This window comes from Brenneria goodwinii, assembly GCF_002291445.1.
GTDB classification, from domain to species: Bacteria; Pseudomonadota; Gammaproteobacteria; order Enterobacterales; family Enterobacteriaceae; genus Brenneria; species Brenneria goodwinii.
On record NZ_CP014137.1, the window covers coordinates 3,565,434 to 3,581,249 of the forward strand.

At 52.0% G+C, this 15,816-nt stretch carries 14 protein-coding genes; 7 read left to right on the forward strand and 7 right to left on the reverse strand.

The window, feature by feature from the left end; all coding sequences use genetic code 11:
- Positions 1–141: 141 nt before the first annotated feature.
- From spy to rlmG, 3 genes are all read right to left on the reverse strand, one after another.
- Complete coding sequence (spy, locus tag ACN28R_RS15820) at positions 142–624, reverse strand: ATP-independent periplasmic protein-refolding chaperone Spy (RefSeq protein ID WP_048636307.1); 483 nt, start codon at positions 622–624, stop codon at positions 142–144.
- A 225-nt stretch (positions 625–849) separates the two neighbouring features.
- Positions 850–1,146, reverse strand: a complete 297-nt coding sequence (locus ACN28R_RS15825) for an MbeD/MobD family mobilization/exclusion family protein (protein ID WP_095834905.1) — start codon at positions 1,144–1,146, stop codon at positions 850–852.
- A 150-nt stretch (positions 1,147–1,296) separates the two neighbouring features.
- Positions 1,297–2,436, reverse strand: coding sequence for a 23S rRNA (guanine(1835)-N(2))-methyltransferase RlmG (gene rlmG, locus ACN28R_RS15830; RefSeq protein WP_095834906.1), 1,140 nt, complete (start codon positions 2,434–2,436; stop codon positions 1,297–1,299).
- 181 nt (positions 2,437–2,617) lie between these two features.
- Here rlmG and ACN28R_RS15835 point away from each other — a divergent pair, with 181 nt between their 5' ends.
- The 3 genes from ACN28R_RS15835 to sstT all read left to right on the forward strand — a co-directional run bounded on the left by ACN28R_RS15835 (position 2,618) and on the right by sstT (position 6,382).
- Complete coding sequence (locus ACN28R_RS15835) at positions 2,618–3,616, forward strand: Gfo/Idh/MocA family protein (RefSeq protein WP_095834907.1); 999 nt, start codon at positions 2,618–2,620, stop codon at positions 3,614–3,616.
- A 330-nt stretch (positions 3,617–3,946) separates the two neighbouring features.
- Positions 3,947–4,900, forward strand: coding sequence for a TerC family protein (locus ACN28R_RS15840; protein ID WP_048636311.1), 954 nt, complete (start codon positions 3,947–3,949; stop codon positions 4,898–4,900).
- 234 nt (positions 4,901–5,134) lie between these two features.
- Positions 5,135–6,382 carry a serine/threonine transporter SstT gene (sstT, locus tag ACN28R_RS15845; RefSeq protein WP_095834908.1) on the forward strand — a complete coding sequence of 416 codons (1,248 nt, stop codon included), beginning with the start codon at positions 5,135–5,137 and terminating at the stop codon, positions 6,380–6,382.
- A gap of 106 nt (positions 6,383–6,488) precedes the next feature.
- Here the strand turns inward: sstT and ACN28R_RS15850 are convergent, their stop codons facing one another.
- The 4 genes from ACN28R_RS15850 to uxaC all read right to left on the reverse strand — a co-directional run bounded on the left by ACN28R_RS15850 (position 6,489) and on the right by uxaC (position 11,611).
- Positions 6,489–7,031 (reverse strand): YgjV family protein, encoded by a 543-nt coding sequence (locus tag ACN28R_RS15850; protein WP_048636313.1) that lies wholly within the window; start codon positions 7,029–7,031, stop codon positions 6,489–6,491.
- 89 nt (positions 7,032–7,120) lie between these two features.
- Positions 7,121–8,611, reverse strand: coding sequence for a UxaA family hydrolase (locus ACN28R_RS15855; protein WP_095834909.1), 1,491 nt, complete (start codon positions 8,609–8,611; stop codon positions 7,121–7,123).
- A 17-nt stretch (positions 8,612–8,628) separates the two neighbouring features.
- On the reverse strand, positions 8,629–10,080 hold the full coding sequence (locus ACN28R_RS15860) for a tagaturonate reductase (RefSeq protein ID WP_095834910.1): 1,452 nt from the start codon (positions 10,078–10,080) through the stop codon (positions 8,629–8,631).
- Positions 10,081–10,201: 121 nt separating this feature from the next.
- Positions 10,202–11,611 (reverse strand): glucuronate isomerase, encoded by a 1,410-nt coding sequence (uxaC, locus tag ACN28R_RS15865; RefSeq protein ID WP_095834911.1) that lies wholly within the window; start codon positions 11,609–11,611, stop codon positions 10,202–10,204.
- A 404-nt stretch (positions 11,612–12,015) separates the two neighbouring features.
- On the opposite strand from uxaC, the gene ACN28R_RS15870 reads away from it, so the two are divergent.
- The 4 genes from ACN28R_RS15870 to mzrA all read left to right on the forward strand — a co-directional run bounded on the left by ACN28R_RS15870 (position 12,016) and on the right by mzrA (position 15,816).
- Positions 12,016–13,317, forward strand: coding sequence for an MFS transporter (locus ACN28R_RS15870; protein ID WP_048636317.1), 1,302 nt, complete (start codon positions 12,016–12,018; stop codon positions 13,315–13,317).
- A 209-nt stretch (positions 13,318–13,526) separates the two neighbouring features.
- Positions 13,527–14,303 carry a transcriptional regulator ExuR gene (gene exuR, locus ACN28R_RS15875; RefSeq protein ID WP_048636318.1) on the forward strand — a complete coding sequence of 259 codons (777 nt, stop codon included), beginning with the start codon at positions 13,527–13,529 and terminating at the stop codon, positions 14,301–14,303.
- Between the two features lie 455 nt (positions 14,304–14,758).
- Positions 14,759–15,433 (forward strand): DedA family protein, encoded by a 675-nt coding sequence (locus ACN28R_RS15880; protein WP_048636319.1) that lies wholly within the window; start codon positions 14,759–14,761, stop codon positions 15,431–15,433.
- 2 nt (positions 15,434–15,435) lie between these two features.
- Positions 15,436–15,816: an EnvZ/OmpR regulon moderator MzrA gene (mzrA, locus tag ACN28R_RS15885; protein WP_048636320.1), complete on the forward strand. Its 381-nt coding sequence runs from the start codon at positions 15,436–15,438 to the stop codon at positions 15,814–15,816.

A 15,816-nucleotide genomic window follows, 5' to 3' on the forward strand; every position in this document is an offset into this window, starting at 1 on the left:
CTTCAAGGTAAACGTTCCCCTTGGGGCAAGGTCAAGCGTACCGGCGCAAAAAGTATCCATAGAAAAACCGCCGGACCTATCCACCACGATGATAAACATCGGCGATGGATAAATCCGGCGGTCTTAAAGACGCGTTATTGCTTATTCAGCCGCTGCCGGTTTGTTGTCGGATTTTGGCGATTGCGTCAAACGTTTTTCAAAATTGTCGTTGTACTGTTTTTTCTGCTCAGCCGTCAGGATGTTATAAATCTTGTTCTGCGTTTCCAAACTATTCAGCCGCATGGTTTTATGAGCAGCATCGGCTTTCTCCAGTTGCGCCTGGGCTTTTGCCGTATCGAAAGCGTCGGATATCACCAGATTATGCATTTCGCGACGTTCGTCTTGCATTACTTTGCGCATATTGTCGTGAGATGCCTTCACAATCTCTTTAACCTGCTGTTTCTGCGCATCGGTCAGATTCAGACCTTTCAACATCATTTCATGATGCATGCCGCGAGGCGCGCGTTGCCCCTCTTTTGCCATTCTCATTTCATGCTGGCCTTTTGGCGCATCATTAGCGTGAGCGATACCCGCCGTCCCCAACGCCAATGAAGAGGCGATCAGAAGTGTGGTTAATTTACGCATAATTTATCCTTATATTGGGTTAACTCATGGACGACCATTGTCGTGCTATCGGGAAGGAGTATAGGCCTGACAGTTTCAGTTAATTAGAGTAAGGGTAAATATCTGCAAGTAATTCATTCACATTTCCGCTGAATATGAAGAATGAGGAGAGAGTATGTAAGAAATCGACAGGATTACGTTAAATCGTACGTAACCCATCGGTCCGAACGGATCGAGACGATCAAATCAAGGCAGTGAGCGGAGAAAATCTGACGCATCTTTCGCCAGCGCATCAAGATGGGCGCTGATGATTTTGACTTTATGAAGCAGCGGATTTCGTTCCGGCGAACTGTCCATCGCGTTCAGCCGATCAACAAGCTGTTTAATCTGTTCGCAAAGCTGCGCATCCCGCTGTTTGGCCTGCACCAACTGCTGCTGTAGATGTTGATAATCTCGCTGCCAGATCTGCTGCTGTTGCTGAATGCTTCGCTCCAGATCCTGAAACGCCTCATCCAGCCGTGTCTCCAATTCTTCAATCCACATAGAGATTCCTTCGCCTGATTATCCAGCGAATTATAATGGCACTCTTCCCCAACAACAAACAATCTGGCCGCGCATTACCCTGCGTACGCCTTTGGCGCGCCGCTTAACGGCGATGACCATAACCGGAAACGCGCCGTCCGGCATGCTGGATCAACGGCTCGCCGCCGTTTTCACCGCCCGCAGCACGACAAATTTCGGGTTGCTGGCGATGACTTCACAGTTACCAAACAGACGTTTCAGTTTGTGGAAGTAATCCAGATGACGATTGCCCACAATTCGCAACGCTCCCCCGACCTCAAGGCAATGGCGGGAATCGAGGAACATTTGCCAGGCAATATTGTCGGTAACGGCCTGCTGCTGATGGAACGGCGGATTACATAATACGGCTTGTAAACTGTCACGCCCCACGCCAGACAGGCCATGATTAACGGCAAACCGACAGCGTTCCTCATCCTGGGGACAGTTAAGCGCAACATTCATCCGGCTGGAGGCTACCGCCATATACGATTCATCAAAGAAACCGACGGAAGCATCCGGATTAACCGCCAGCGCCGCCAGTCCAATCACCCCGTTGCCACAGCCCAAATCGACGATTTTACCGTCGATATCCCGCGGCAGATGCTGCATAAAGAAACGGGCGCCGATATCCAATCCGCCGCGCGAAAAAACATTGGCGTAATTATGGATACGATAGCCATATTCTTCCAGTTCCCATACGGTGGTTGGTGACTGCTCACCTACCTTTAAATCCGCGACTTCACAATGGATCAGGCGCGCCTTTTTCCAGGCGAGCGATGTTTTGGTCGGCCCCAGGATGCGTTCGAACAACTGTAACGTCGACGTATGAATATCACGCGCCTTGGCGCCGGCGATAATACGCGTTTGCGGCGTGACCACCGTTCTCAACTGACGCAGCTGATACTCCAACAGCGCCATGGTTTTGGGGATTTTGATAACCACTAACGACGGCGACTCGGGTAAGTCGGCCAGACTGTCCAACAGTTCGACGGCATCGACATTAAAGCCGTTCAATGCCAGGTTATGGCGTGTGGCCAACTGGCTCATGTAAGAATCGCTGATGCTGATCGGTGACTGGGCCTGCAGCCCACAGGCCAACGCCCCGAAGGCATCATTAAAAATCAGGCGCGGCCCAGGCGCAATCTCCATGGATGAAAGCTCTCGCAGCAGGAACTCATCCGCCGCTTCCCACGCCTGTAACGCCGTGTTATCCGCTACCTGCGGATAACGCACCAGCGTCAGATTACGCGTTTCCAGTTCGAGTTGGCTCATTAGCCCCTCCTGAATCACAAAATTTGCGCTGTTTATCCCTTAAAATGACGCATCAGTAAATGCTTTTCTCGGACAAACGGGCAAAAGGCATCTTTAATTGTACTTTAACAATGATGTTACCTTGCCATTTCACCATGATAATCTGACGCTTCTCGTCATTGTCAGCAGGATACCAAACGCCATGATTCGCTTCGCTACTGTAGGAACAAGTTGGATCACTCGTCAGTTTGTCGATGCCGCCCACGAAACCGGAAAAATGAAGCTGACGGCCATTTACTCGCGCACGCCGGAAAAAGCCCGGCAATACCAGCTTGATTATATGGTCGATACGCAATTTGATTCGCTTGAGGAGATGGCGCAATCCGAGTTGATCGAGGCCGTTTATATCGCCAGCCCGAATTCACTGCACTGCGAGCAGACCTTGCTGTTTCTGAGCCATGGCAAACACGTTATCTGTGAGAAGCCATTGGCTTCCACGCAATATGAGGCCGAGCAGATGATCGCCTGCGCCAAAGCGCATCAGGTCGTCCTGTTCGAGGCCTTTAAAACCGCCAGCCTGCCTAACTTCAATGTCGTGCGCCAGGCGCTGCCCAAAATCGGTAAATTGCGCAAGGTTTTGCTGAACTACTGTCAGTATTCCTCCCGCTATCCGCGCTACCTGGCCGGCGAAAATCCCAACACGTTTAATCCGGCGTTTTCGAACGGTTCGGTGATGGATATCGGCTACTATTGCATCGCCTTCGCGGTGGCGATATGGGGCGCGCCCGCCAAACTGCAGGCCTGCGCGACGCTGCTGGACAGCGGCGTCGATGCCCACGGCGGCATTCTTATGCAGTATGCCGATTTTGACATCACCATCCTTCACTCCAAAGTCAGCGACTCCGCCATCGCCAGTGAAATTCAGGGAGAAGAGGGATCGCTGATCGTTGAAAAGCTGTCTGAATGCCAGAAAGTGACATTTGTGCCGCGTAACGGCAAATCGGTGGATCTTAGCCTGCCGCAACATATCAACAGCATGCTGTACGAAGCGGAAACCTTTGCCGATCTGGTGGCGAATAAGACGCTGCAACATACGGAGTTGGCCCGTTCACATACCGTGGCCGGCTTGCTAACGGAAATCCGCCGCCAAACCGGCGTTACCTTTCCCGCGGATGCCAGGACGCCGGGCCATTCGGGCTAAACAGAATTCGCCGTTGTGATGACGATATTTATTTGACCCGGATCATATTTTCACCTATCTTCTGACCAGCAAAGGGGAGTAACTTTTCCGCCGGTTAATCGTCATTACGATGCGATACCCAATCATTTCAACAGGCAGCCAATACGTCTGCGCTTTGAAAGACAAAGGGTAAAAAAATGCATCCGGTTACCGGGCAACCTTAATCAGATTACTGCATTAATGTTGTAAGTGAGACCTTGCCGGAAGGCGAGGTGCACTTGCAGCTATAATGATAAGCGGCCAGCGTCTTCCGATGTTGGCCGTTTTTCTTTTCGTTTAAGGATATTTGCTATGCACACCATTGGCACGCCGTGGTTATGGGGCAGCTTTGCCGTCATTGTTATCGTTATGCTGGCCATCGACCTGCTCTATCAAGGGCGCAAAGGTTCGACGGTAATGACATTCAAGCAGGCCGCCATCTGGTCGATTGTCTGGGTAACGCTTTCTTTACTGTTTAACGCAGGTTTCTGGTGGTATCTGGACGGCACGCTGGGGCGGGAAGTCGCCAATGCTCAGTCGCTGGCGTTCCTGACCGGCTATCTGATTGAAAAAGCGCTCGCCGTCGATAACGTATTCGTCTGGTTGATGCTGTTCGGCTATTTTTCCGTTCCGCCGCAATACCAACGCCGGGTTCTGATTTACGGCGTGCTAGGCGCCATCGTTCTGAGAACGCTCATGGTATTTGGCGGCAGTTGGCTGGTCACACAGTTCCAATGGCTGCTGTACGTTTTCGGCGCATTCCTGCTGTTTACCGGTATCAAAATGGCGCTGGCTAAAGAAGACGGCGGCGACATTGGCAACAAACCGCTGGTGCGCTGGCTGCGCGGACATCTGCGTATGACCGACAGCATTGAAAACGACAAATTTTTTGTCCGTCGCAGCGGGCTATTGTATGCCACGCCGCTGTTTTTGGTGCTGATACTGGTCGAAATCAGCGATGTGATATTCGCCGTCGACAGTATCCCGGCCATTTTCGCCGTAACGACCGATCCCTTTATCGTATTAACCTCCAACCTGTTCGCCATTTTGGGGCTGCGCGCCATGTACTTCCTGTTGGCCGGCGTGGCGGAACGTTTCTCCCTGCTGAAATACGGACTGGCCGTCATCCTGATTTTCATCGGCACCAAGATGATGCTGATCGACCTCTTCCATATTCCCATCGCGATTTCGCTGGGGGTGGTTGCCGGCATTCTGGTCATCACCATGTTGATTAATGTGTGGGTCAACCGCCGTATGACGCAATAACCTTTTCATTTCCTGCACTTGCCGTACAGTCCTCGCTGTACGGCAATGACCAAAATCCGGCACAAAGCAGAAAAAACGCCGCCGCCTCTTCTCCTCGTATCATTTTTTCATATACTGACACGCGCAAACATATTTAGTTACGGTATAGAAAGAGATCCGGCGCTACGATCGTCAAAGATTTCACCTCCGTAAAAACACAACCACCCAAACGGAAACGGCTTTGCCGTCAATACTATGGAAAATCAACAGTCACGCTTTTTGCAGTACATTACGCGCGGTAGTCTGGTGCAACAGATACTATTCGGACTGGCCGCCGGGATTATTCTGGCTTCTGTTTCAACCCAAGCCGCCATTGCCGCCGGTTTATTAGGCACGCTGTTCGTCGGCGCACTGAAAGCCGTTGCGCCATTATTGGTATTAGTGCTGGTCACGGCGTCCATAGCCAACCATCAGCAGGGGCAGAAAACCAATATCCGCCCGGTACTGGTGCTCTATCTGATCGGAACCTTCTCGGCGGCGCTGATCGCCGTGGTACTGAGCACCCTATTCCCCTCAACCCTGGCGCTCAGCGCGCAAGCTGAAGACATCACGCCGCCATCCGGTATCGTGGAAGTGCTGGAAGGTCTGTTGATGAGTATCATCGCCAATCCCATCCACGCGCTGCTGAACGCAAACTACATCGGTATTCTGGCGTGGGCGGTAGGATTGGGCATCGCGTTTCGCCATGGCGCGCAGAGCACAAAAACCCTGCTCACCGATGCCTCTAACGCGGTCACCGCTATCGTTCGCGTCGTTATTCGTTTCGCACCGCTGGGGATCTTCGGTCTGGTGGCGTCGACGCTGGCGGAAACCGGTTTTGGCGTCTTGTGGAGCTACGCGCATCTGCTCATGGTGTTAATCGGCGGGATGTTGCTGGTGGCGCTGGGGGTTAATCCGCTGATCGTATACTGGAAAACCCGCAGCAATCCTTATCCATTGGTATTCCGTTGCCTGCGCGAAAGCGGCGTCACCGCCTTTTTCACCCGCAGCTCCGCCGCCAATATCCCGGTGAATATGGAGCTATGCCGTAAGCTGAATCTGGATGAAGACACCTATTCCGTCGCCATCCCGCTGGGCGCCACCATCAACATGGCGGGAGCCGCCATCACCATCACGGTGCTGACGCTGGCGGCGGTCCACACGCTGGGCATTCAGGTCGATCTGCCCACCGCGCTATTGCTCAGCGTCGTCGCATCAATTTGCGCCTGCGGCGCGTCTGGCGTCGCCGGAGGATCGCTGCTGCTGATCCCGCTGGCTTGCAACATGTTCGGTATTTCAAATGATATCGCCATGCAGGTCGTCGCCGTTGGCTTCATTATCGGCGTCTTGCAGGACTCGGCGGAAACCGCGGTCAACTCGTCAACGGATGTGATCTTTATTGCCGCCGTATGCCAGGCGGAAGAAGCAAAACAGGCGAAGCAGGAACGGCTGAGCACGCTGTAACTGATGCAGGGGATAGCCGTTGTCGGCGGCGGCTATCCCGCATTTTATGCCTAAACGCGGCGCAGACGCTTACCGTCTGCGGCAAACGCGGAAGAAACGTTTTTCGCTAGACCTTACCGGTCTCTTTCCCCTCCACCATAAACGGATCGATCCCGCGTTTCTGCATCCGCCAGAAGCGAACGATATTAAATCCATTCATCAGCAGAAAACTGCCTTCAATCATCGAGCCGCCAATCGAGCCCAGCCAGACGTTATGTACGACCCAACATGCCGTCGAGCACCATATCACGCAGCGCGTGGTTAAACCGGTTGTACGAAACAGCGCCCAGGTACTGGCGACCGTACCCGCTATCGGCAGGAGTTCCATCGCGTGGCGCATGCCGCTCAGGCCGAAAGCCAGCGTCAGTGCAATAAATACGAACATCACCGCGATATTGTGCGTTTTTAGCGATATCACGGTACGAATGGCGTTGAGCGCCGCGCTGACCCCCGCCGCATTCGCTCCCATCAGAAAAAAGTGACAGCTGATAACCGCGCTGTAGACCGAAAGCTGTATTTTAAATTTCTGGTCATTACGGTTAAAAAATAGGGTAATACCGACCAGAAAGGCCAATATCCCCACCGACTGGGCAAACCAATAATGTGTCATGATCCCTGCCTATAAAAGACAACTGCGGAAAAGCAAAACGGCGTCACACGAATGAAACGCCGTTTTATTTTAACCATAGTACCAAAGGTTTACAACGTCACGCCACTTTTAAAAATGGCTAACTCACGGAAGTCATTAATTTCATTTTTAGCCAACTTGCCGTTGGCGATCTCGACGATAAGATCGACAAACTGCATCAGCAACGCATCCATTGTCATTCCGAGAATCAGGCGACCGGCGTCAAAATCGATCCAGTGCGGTTTTTTCTTCGCCAGTTCGCTGTTGGTCGCCAGTTTCACCGTCGGAACAAAACCGCCATAGGGCGTTCCCCGCCCGGTGCTGAACAGCACCATATGACACCCGGCCCCCGCCAGCGCGCTGGTTGCCACCGCATCGTTACCCGGCGCGCTGAGAAGATTGAGACCCGGAGTATGTAAGCGCTCACCATACTTCAGCACATCGACCACTTTACTCTGACCCGCTTTCTGAGTGCAACCGAGTGATTTCTCTTCCAGTGTGGTAATGCCGCCAGCCTTATTGCCCGGCGATGGGTTCTCATAAATCGGCTGTTCGTGGGCGATAAAATACCGTTTGAAGTCATTAACCATATGCACTGTTTTGGCAAACGTGGCTTCATCACGGCAGCGGCTCATCAGGATGCGCTCTGCGCCAAACATTTCCGGCACCTCCGTCAGCACCGTGGTGCCGCCATTGGCGATCAGATAATCCGAGAAACGCCCCAGCAGCGGGTTAGCCGTAATCCCCGACAGCCCGTCGGATCCCCCGCATTCCAGACCAAATTTGAGTTCACTGAGCTTGCCGGATTCACGCTTGTCATGACGCATAACCTGATAAAGCGCGTGCAAACGCTCCAGCCCGGCTTCCACTTCGTCATCCTGCTGCTGGCAGATCATAAAATCGACCCGCTGCGCATCATATTCCCCCAACGTGGCGCGGAAGGCATCAACCTGATTATTCTCACATCCCAGACCAATCACCAATACCGCTCCCGCATTCGGGTGGCGCACCATGTTTTGCAGCATGGTGCGGGTATTTTCATGATCCTGCCCCAGTTGAGAGCAGCCAAACGGATGGCTAAACAGATAAACGCCGTCAATACCTTCCGCGTTCTGCGTTTCTTTGAGAAAACGCTGTTGGATCTGACGGGCAATACCGTTAACGCAACCTACCGTCGGCAGTATCCATAATTCGTTACGGATACCGACATCCCCGTTCTTGCGGCGATAAATCCGCACCTCCCGATCTTTCATCTGAAGCGGCAGGTCGATGAATGCCGGCTGATATTGATATTCATCCAGATCGCTCAGGTTGGTCTTGGCATTCTGGGAGTGAATATGTTCGCCGGGCGCAATCGCAGCCAGGGCGTGACCTATCGGCAAGCCGTATTTGATGATCATCCCTCCGGGCGCGATGACCTCCAGCGCAAACTTATGCCCGCGCGCCACATTTTGCCGCAGCGTCACCGTCTGATTACCCACGGACACCGTTTCACCTTGTTCCAAATCGCGCAGTGCAACAGCCACATTGTCCAGTGAATGAATTTTTATCGTGCTTTGCATGGATAAACCTTTTGCCGTTAGCAATAACTTGCCACCGCAGAGCGCATGCCGCTCTCAACGATAGTCTGCAACTGTTGCGTTACCTGTGCCGCCAGCCCCGGAACCTGCGTCAAATCTTCTCCCCAGTGTTCAGCATCGCCGAGTACAGCGTTTACCAAATCGGTCAGGCTGACGGTGTTCTGCGTAACGCCAGTCCATAAAGCGGAATAACGTTCCAACCAGCAGGCGTCGTCTTGTAGCGGATAGCGCTCGCCGCTGCGTTCGCCGCGGTAAAAGGCGATGAGCGCCGCCAGAGCGAACGTCAGACGGGCCGGAAGCTCACCCTGACGCTCACGGTACGCCAGCAGCTGCGGCAAAATTCGGGTACGGAATTTAGTCATGCCATTCAAAGCGATAGACAACAATTGGTGTTGTATGAAAGGGTTGCGGAAACGGCTTAATACGGCCTGAGCGAATGACATCAGTTCATCGTGAGGCAAATCAAGAACCGGTACGATCTCTTCGGCGATGGTTTTTTCCACAAACTTACCGATCTGGGCATCGCTCATCGCTTCCCCGACGGTATTCAATCCGGCCAGCCAGGCGACCGGCACCAGCGCCGTATGCGCGCCATTTAGAATGGCGACCTTGCGTTCTTTATAGGGTTTGATGTCATCAACGATGCGCACATTGAGAGCCAACTGATCCAAACGTAATTCTTGCGCCAGCCATTGCGGCCCCTGAATCACGAATAGATAAAAATATTCGGCGGTGTCCAGAAACGTATCGGTATAGCCTAACGCTTGTTGCAGGCTGTCAACTTCAGCACGCGGATAACCGGTGACGATTCTGTCCACCAGCGTGGAGCAGAACGTATTGTGTTCGTCGAGCCATTCAACAAAGGCCGGCGTCAGTTCCCACTGTTTCGCATAGCGCAGCACCAGCTCCTTCAGCGCCACGCCGTTGTAATCAATCAGCTCGCAAGGCAGCAATACCCAGCCTTTATCTACGGCGCCGTCAAAATAGCAAAAACGTTCATACAGCAGACGGGTGAGCTTGGCCGGAAAACTGACAGGCGGCGCATCGGTCAGGCAATCGTCCGCGTGATAGCTGATACCCGCCTCGGTGGTATTGGAAAAGACAAAACGGATATTCGGGTCATGAGCCAGCGACAGATAGTCATCAAACTGGCGGTAGATATTGATCTCACGATTAACGGAACGGATCAGACGCGTTTCACGTACGGCCTCGCCCTGCTCATTCAAACCACGAACGATCGTGGTGTATAACCCATCTTGGGTATCCAGCGCCGGCGGAAAGTCCGTATCTATCGGACGAACCACAACGATCCCCGCATCCAAATCGGTATATTCATTGAGTAGATCCAGCTGCCAGTCAATAAAGGCGCGCAGGAAATTACCTTCACCAAACTGAATAACGCGATCTGGATGCTGACGGCCGGGGAAATTACCACGATTTAACGTTTGCATTAATTAAGTTACCTCAAGACAGGACTCACATGCAGGGCACCGGCTGATTCAACACCACGATCATCCTTGCCCTAGATTACAATGGCGGGCGGAACGCCGTACCGCTCCCGCCCGCAGCGGTTTACAGTTCAATGGCGAAGTAATTTTTAGCGTTATCAAAGCAGATGTTTTTCACCATTTCGCCCAGCAGTGGCAGATCGGCCGGCGCTTCCCCGTCTTCAACCCAGCGCCCGATCATCTGGCACAGAATGCGGCGGAAATACTCATGACGGGTATAGGAAAGGAAGCTGCGGCTATCGGTCAACATCCCCACGAAACGGCTCAGCAGGCCAAGCTGCGCAAGCTGGGTCATCTGACGCTGCATACCGTCTTTCTGATCGTTAAACCACCAGCCGGAACCAAACTGCATCTTGCCCGGCGTACCTTCACCCTGGAAGTTACCCACCATGGTGCCAATCACTTCGTTATCGCGCGGATTCAGGCAATAGAGGATGGTTTTCGGCAGGTTGTTGTCTTTTGCCTGGGCGTCCAGCAGACGGGAAAGCGGCTGGGCCAGAGGCCGATCGTCAATCGAGTCGAAACCGGTGTCCGGCCCGATAAGTTTCAGTTGGCGGCTATTATTATTGCGCAATGCGCCGATGTGGTACTGCTGTACCCATTCGCGGCGGTGATATTCACTGCCGAGGAATAATAGAACGGCGGTTTTAAACTGCGCCGCTTCTTCCGGCGTTGTTTTTTCACCGCTCAGGCGGCGGGACAGGATCGCATCCAGCGTTGCATCATCCGCTTCGCCATAAACCACCACATCCAGCGCATGGTCGGAAACTTTACAGCCGTGCGCGGCAAAGTGGTCCATACGTTTTTTCAGCGCATCGCGCAGATCGCTGAAGCGGGTAATTGAGGTATCGGATGCCGCTTCCAACCGGTGCATATAATCAACAAAACCTTCAGCTTCAATATTGAACGCTTTGTCCGGCCGCCAGCTCGGCAGCACTTTAATCGAGAAACTGCCGTCCTGCGCGATGGCTTTATGATGACGCAAGTCGTCTATCGGATCGTCGGTGGTGCCCACCATTTTCACGTTCATTTGCTGCATAATGCCGCGGGCCGTGAATTCATCGCGTTCCAGCAGGGTATTGCCGCGCTGCCAGATCTCTTTTGCCGTTGACGGTGATAACAGCGTGCCGGTTATGCCAAACGGACGGCGCAACTCCAAATGCGTCCAGTGATACAGCGGGTTACCGATAGTATGGGGAACGGTAGCCGCCCAGGCTTCGAATTTCTCCCAATCGCCGGCATCGCCGGTACAAAGACGCTCAGGCACGCCATTGGCCCGCATTGCGCGCCACTTGTAATGGTCGCCTTTTAACCAGATGTCATACAGATTTTTAAATCGGTAGTTTTCTGCTATCTGCTCCGGCGGTAAATGGCAGTGATAGTCAAAGATAGGCTGGCTGACGGCATAGTCATAATACAATCGACGGGCAAATGCGTTATCCAACAAAAAATCTTCACTGAGGAACTGAGGCATAGTTTTCTTCCTTACCGTGCGTCTTGTGCACCAAATGGGCTGTTCGTTTAAAGATATCACACCAATTATGTTCGATATTGCATATCAATTGTGAGGTCATGATCGCAAAAACCTAACAAACGGTGCAATATCGCAGCACATCTATCATATCTCCGCGTCAAATACCTCTTTCAAGGCCAATTTTCTTATTCCATGTGAATTTTACGGTTTTGTGATGTCACTCAACCTTTAAAGTTGTATGACAAATTATTGTAGCGCTGCCATAAGCAGGGATTCAATCTCTATCGCATCAAGAGCATGTCTTTCCTGACAAGTACAAAAAATAGGCGTGTTTTACCTGCACCGTACATGACGCCATTTGGCGCGGCATCGCAGTGTTTTTATCGACTCGGAGAGAAATTGAAATGCGTAAAATCAAAGGATTACGCTGGTATATGATCGGCCTGGTGACCATAGGTACCGTGCTGGGATATCTGACGCGTAATGCAATCGCGGTCGCTGCACCAACCTTACAAGACCAATTACATATCACGACACAACAATACTCTTACATTATTGCTGCTTATTCAGCGTGTTACACCATTATGCAGCCGATTGCCGGCTATGTCCTGGACCTGCTCGGCACCAAAATCGGCTATGCCGTGTTTGCCATCATGTGGGCCATATTTTGTATGGGAACCGCATTAGCCCACAGTTGGGGAGGCCTGGCAATCGCGCGCGGCGCGGTTGGGATGGCGGAAGCCGCCATGATCCCCGCAGGTTTGAAGGCCAGCAGCGAATGGTTTCCCGCCAAAGAACGCTCCGTCGCCGTCGGTTACTTTAACGTGGGCTCATCTATCGGCGCGATGGTCGCCCCGCCGCTGGTGGTCTGGGCCATTATGCTGCATAGCTGGGAGCTGGCGTTCATTATTACCGGCGCGCTGAGCCTGATTTGGGCAATCTGCTGGCTGCTTTTCTACAAGCACCCGAAAGATCAGAAAAAACTCAGCGATGAAGAACGCGATTACATCCTCAGCGGACAGGAAGCCCACCATCAAACCAATAACGCGAAGAAGATGTCCGCCTGGCAGATCTTGCGCAACCGTCAGTTCTGGGGGATTGCGTTGCCGCGCTTTCTGGCTGAACCGGCATGGGGAACGTTCAATGCCTGGATCCCGCTGTTTATGTTTAAAGCCTATGGCTTCAACCTGAAAGAAATCGCCATGTTCGCCTGGATGCCGATGCTGTTTGCCGATTTGGGCTGTGTCCTCGGCGGCTATCTGCCGATGCTGTTCCAGAAATACTTTAAAGTTAACCTGATCGTTTCCCGCAAACTGGTGGTTACCATGGGGGCGGTGCTGATGATTGGCCCCGGCATGATCGGCCTGTTTACCAGTCCGTACGCCGCCATTGCCTTGCTGTGTGTTGGCGGGTTTGCCCATCAGGCGCTGTCCGGCGCGCTGATTACCCTCTCTTCCGATGTCTTCGGGCGCAACGAAGTCGCAACGGCTAATGGCTTAACCGGCATGGCGGCCTGGATGGCGAGCACCCTGTTTGCGCTGGTGGTCGGGGCATTGGCCGATACGCTGGGTTTCAGCCCGCTGTTTGCCGCCCTGGCCGTATTCGACCTGTTAGGCGCGCTGGTTATCTGGACGGTATTGCAAAACCGGCCGGCCATCGAAATACCCACAGCGCCGGAAGCATTAAAAGAAGCCCGGCAACACTGATTATTTCCTGCTTTAGCCACTCGACCCGGTGCCGTCCGCTACCGGGTCGACGTCCTCTGCGCAAAATCTATCGTTGCGAATAACTGTGACCCCGACATTAGTTGCTGTTACCATTAAGTGGTATAACAAATCATCATCTGAACATTTACGAGATAGGAATTTAGTCCCTGACGTAGCACATGGACCGTCACTATCTAAGAGCAGGCATCATGGAACTCACAGAACCCCGACGTCTATACCGGCAACTGGCCGCGGAATTAAAGCAGCGGATTGAAAGCGGCGTTTATCAGGTTGGCGAAAAATTGCCCGCCGAACGCTATATTTCTGAAGAAATGAACGTTAGCCGCACCGTGGTGCGTGAAGCGATCATTATGCTGGAAGTGGAAGGATATGTTGAAGTCCGTAAAGGCTCCGGCATTCATGTCATTTCCAACCAACAGAAAAACCTGTTAATCAGTAACGGAGATGTCGAATTCGTTACCGCCGGTCCGTTTGAACTCCTTCAGGCGCGTCAACTAATTGAAAGCAATATTGCCGAATTTGCCGCGACACAGGTTACCCGGCAGGATATCGTGCAACTGATGGAAATTCAGGAACACGCCCGCCAGGAGGATCGCTCCCGCGATTCGCCGTGGGATCTGAAATTCCATGTCCAGGTTGCCTTATCCACGCAAAATTCAGCGATGGCCACCATCGTCGAGAAAATGTGGAGTCAGCGCATACACAATCCATACTGGCGTAAATTGCACGAACATATCGATGATAAATCCATCGAAAGCTGGTATGAGGAACACGATGAGATCCTCAAGGCGCTGATTCGTAAAGATCCCTATGCGGCCAAACTCGCCATGTGGCAGCATCTGGAGAACACAAAACAAATGCTGTTCCGCGCCACTACCGACGATTTTGAATTTAATGTCGATCGCTATATGTTTGCGGAAAACCCCGTCGTCCACTTAGATCAAATTAGCAGCAACAAACCTTGACGCCACGTCATGCCACTTTTGCCCCCGCGCGCGAAGTCGGGGGCAAAAAGTCAAAAAGCGTCGACTTCTGTCAGCGAGTGTAAAATATGGCGGAAACATCGATATTCCATCTATAACATGCCTTAAATCAACCCAATTGTTGTGATATTTTCCTGTCTCAACAACACCTGTTTTGTTACAGTTAGAAGGTCTTTTTTACGTTTAATTCGTGGTTTTGGGGATAAAACGCGTCAATGGCCGATTTGAATATCAACCTAATATTCAGATGACGTGAGTATAAAATGAGAATCCGTCCAGATCCCCGTATTATCATCGGCACGTTCCACCGAATAAATCTTAAAGAAATCGCGTTGGAGCCGTGCCATTTAATAGATCGTGTTTACCCTATATATCATGACCGAGCGCGTTCACATCGCCACGGGTTAAATGTTATGCAGCAGTATTAGGAATACCGGATGGATATTATTAAAGAACTGTTAAATGCGCTTTGGCTTCAAGATTTCGATGTTTTAGCCGACCCTAAACTGGTGTGGACCATCTATATTTTACTGTTTTTAATTCTTTTTTTAGAAAATGGCTTACTCCCGGCCGCATTCTTGCCCGGCGACAGCTTACTCATCCTGGTCGGCGTTCTGGTCGCCAAGGGCACCATGAATTTCCCCTTTACCATTGTTTTGCTGACAACGGCAGCCAGTCTGGGATGCTGGGTCAGCTATATTCAGGGGAAATGGCTGGGTAATACCCGTGTGGTGCAAGGCTGGTTGTCGCATTTGCCTGCGCACTATCACCAGCGGGCGCATCAGCTTTTCCATCGCCATGGTCTTTCTGCGCTATTAATCGGCCGCTTTCTGGCATTTATACGCACGTTGTTGCCCACAATTGCAGGGTTGTCGGGCTTAAATAATGCCCGTTTTCAATTCTTTAACTGGATGAGCGCGCTATTATGGGTACTGATTCTGGTGTCGCTCGGTTTTGCATTAGGGAAAACCCCCGTCTTTCGGAAATACGAAGATGAGTTGATGTTTTTCCTGATGATGCTGCCGCTGGCGCTGCTGTTTATCGGTTTGTTTGGATCGCTATTTTTACTTTGGCGTAAAAAGCGTACCGCTAATGCGGAAAAAGGAAATTAACGGTGTTAATCCGCTGGATTTACCCCCAAAAATTATGGCGAATCTTGCTGTTAGTCGCACTGCCGATCCTGGCATTGATGCTGTCGTCCCCTCATTCGCAGGATGAGGCCATGTTACACATCCAGCCACTCTATCAAGGGGCGACGCTGCCTGACGGCTTCTATATTTATCAACGCTTGAATGAACGCGGCATCGAGATAAAAAGCATTACCCCGGCCAAGGACAGCCTGATCGTACGTCTGGTGTCGCCGGCGCAGAGCGTCGAAGCCAGAGACGTCTTACGCCTTTCCTTGCCGAAAGCGAGCGTCACGACGCAACAAACCGCCAAACCCACTCCTTTCTGGCAACAAAAGTTAACGCAAAAACAGTCAAAATTAGGATAA

Bases quoted from the DNA above. Each gene is read 5' to 3' on its own strand.
- spy (WP_048636307.1), bottom strand. From the start codon at position 624: ATGCGTAAATTAACCACACTTCTGATCGCCTCTTCATTGGCGTTGGGG.
- ACN28R_RS15825 (WP_095834905.1), bottom strand. From the start codon at position 1,146: ATGTGGATTGAAGAATTGGAGACACGGCTGGATGAGGCGTTTCAGGAT.
- rlmG (WP_095834906.1), bottom strand. From the start codon at position 2,436: ATGAGCCAACTCGAACTGGAAACGCGTAATCTGACGCTGGTGCGTTAT.
- ACN28R_RS15835 (WP_095834907.1), top strand. From the start codon at position 2,618: ATGATTCGCTTCGCTACTGTAGGAACAAGTTGGATCACTCGTCAGTTT.
- ACN28R_RS15840 (WP_048636311.1), top strand. From the start codon at position 3,947: ATGCACACCATTGGCACGCCGTGGTTATGGGGCAGCTTTGCCGTCATT.
- sstT (WP_095834908.1), top strand. From the start codon at position 5,135: ATGGAAAATCAACAGTCACGCTTTTTGCAGTACATTACGCGCGGTAGT.
- ACN28R_RS15850 (WP_048636313.1), bottom strand. From the start codon at position 7,031: ATGACACATTATTGGTTTGCCCAGTCGGTGGGGATATTGGCCTTTCTG.
- ACN28R_RS15855 (WP_095834909.1), bottom strand. From the start codon at position 8,611: ATGCAAAGCACGATAAAAATTCATTCACTGGACAATGTGGCTGTTGCA.
- ACN28R_RS15860 (WP_095834910.1), bottom strand. From the start codon at position 10,080: ATGCAAACGTTAAATCGTGGTAATTTCCCCGGCCGTCAGCATCCAGAT.
- uxaC (WP_095834911.1), bottom strand. From the start codon at position 11,611: ATGCCTCAGTTCCTCAGTGAAGATTTTTTGTTGGATAACGCATTTGCC.
- ACN28R_RS15870 (WP_048636317.1), top strand. From the start codon at position 12,016: ATGCGTAAAATCAAAGGATTACGCTGGTATATGATCGGCCTGGTGACC.
- exuR (WP_048636318.1), top strand. From the start codon at position 13,527: ATGGAACTCACAGAACCCCGACGTCTATACCGGCAACTGGCCGCGGAA.
- ACN28R_RS15880 (WP_048636319.1), top strand. From the start codon at position 14,759: ATGGATATTATTAAAGAACTGTTAAATGCGCTTTGGCTTCAAGATTTC.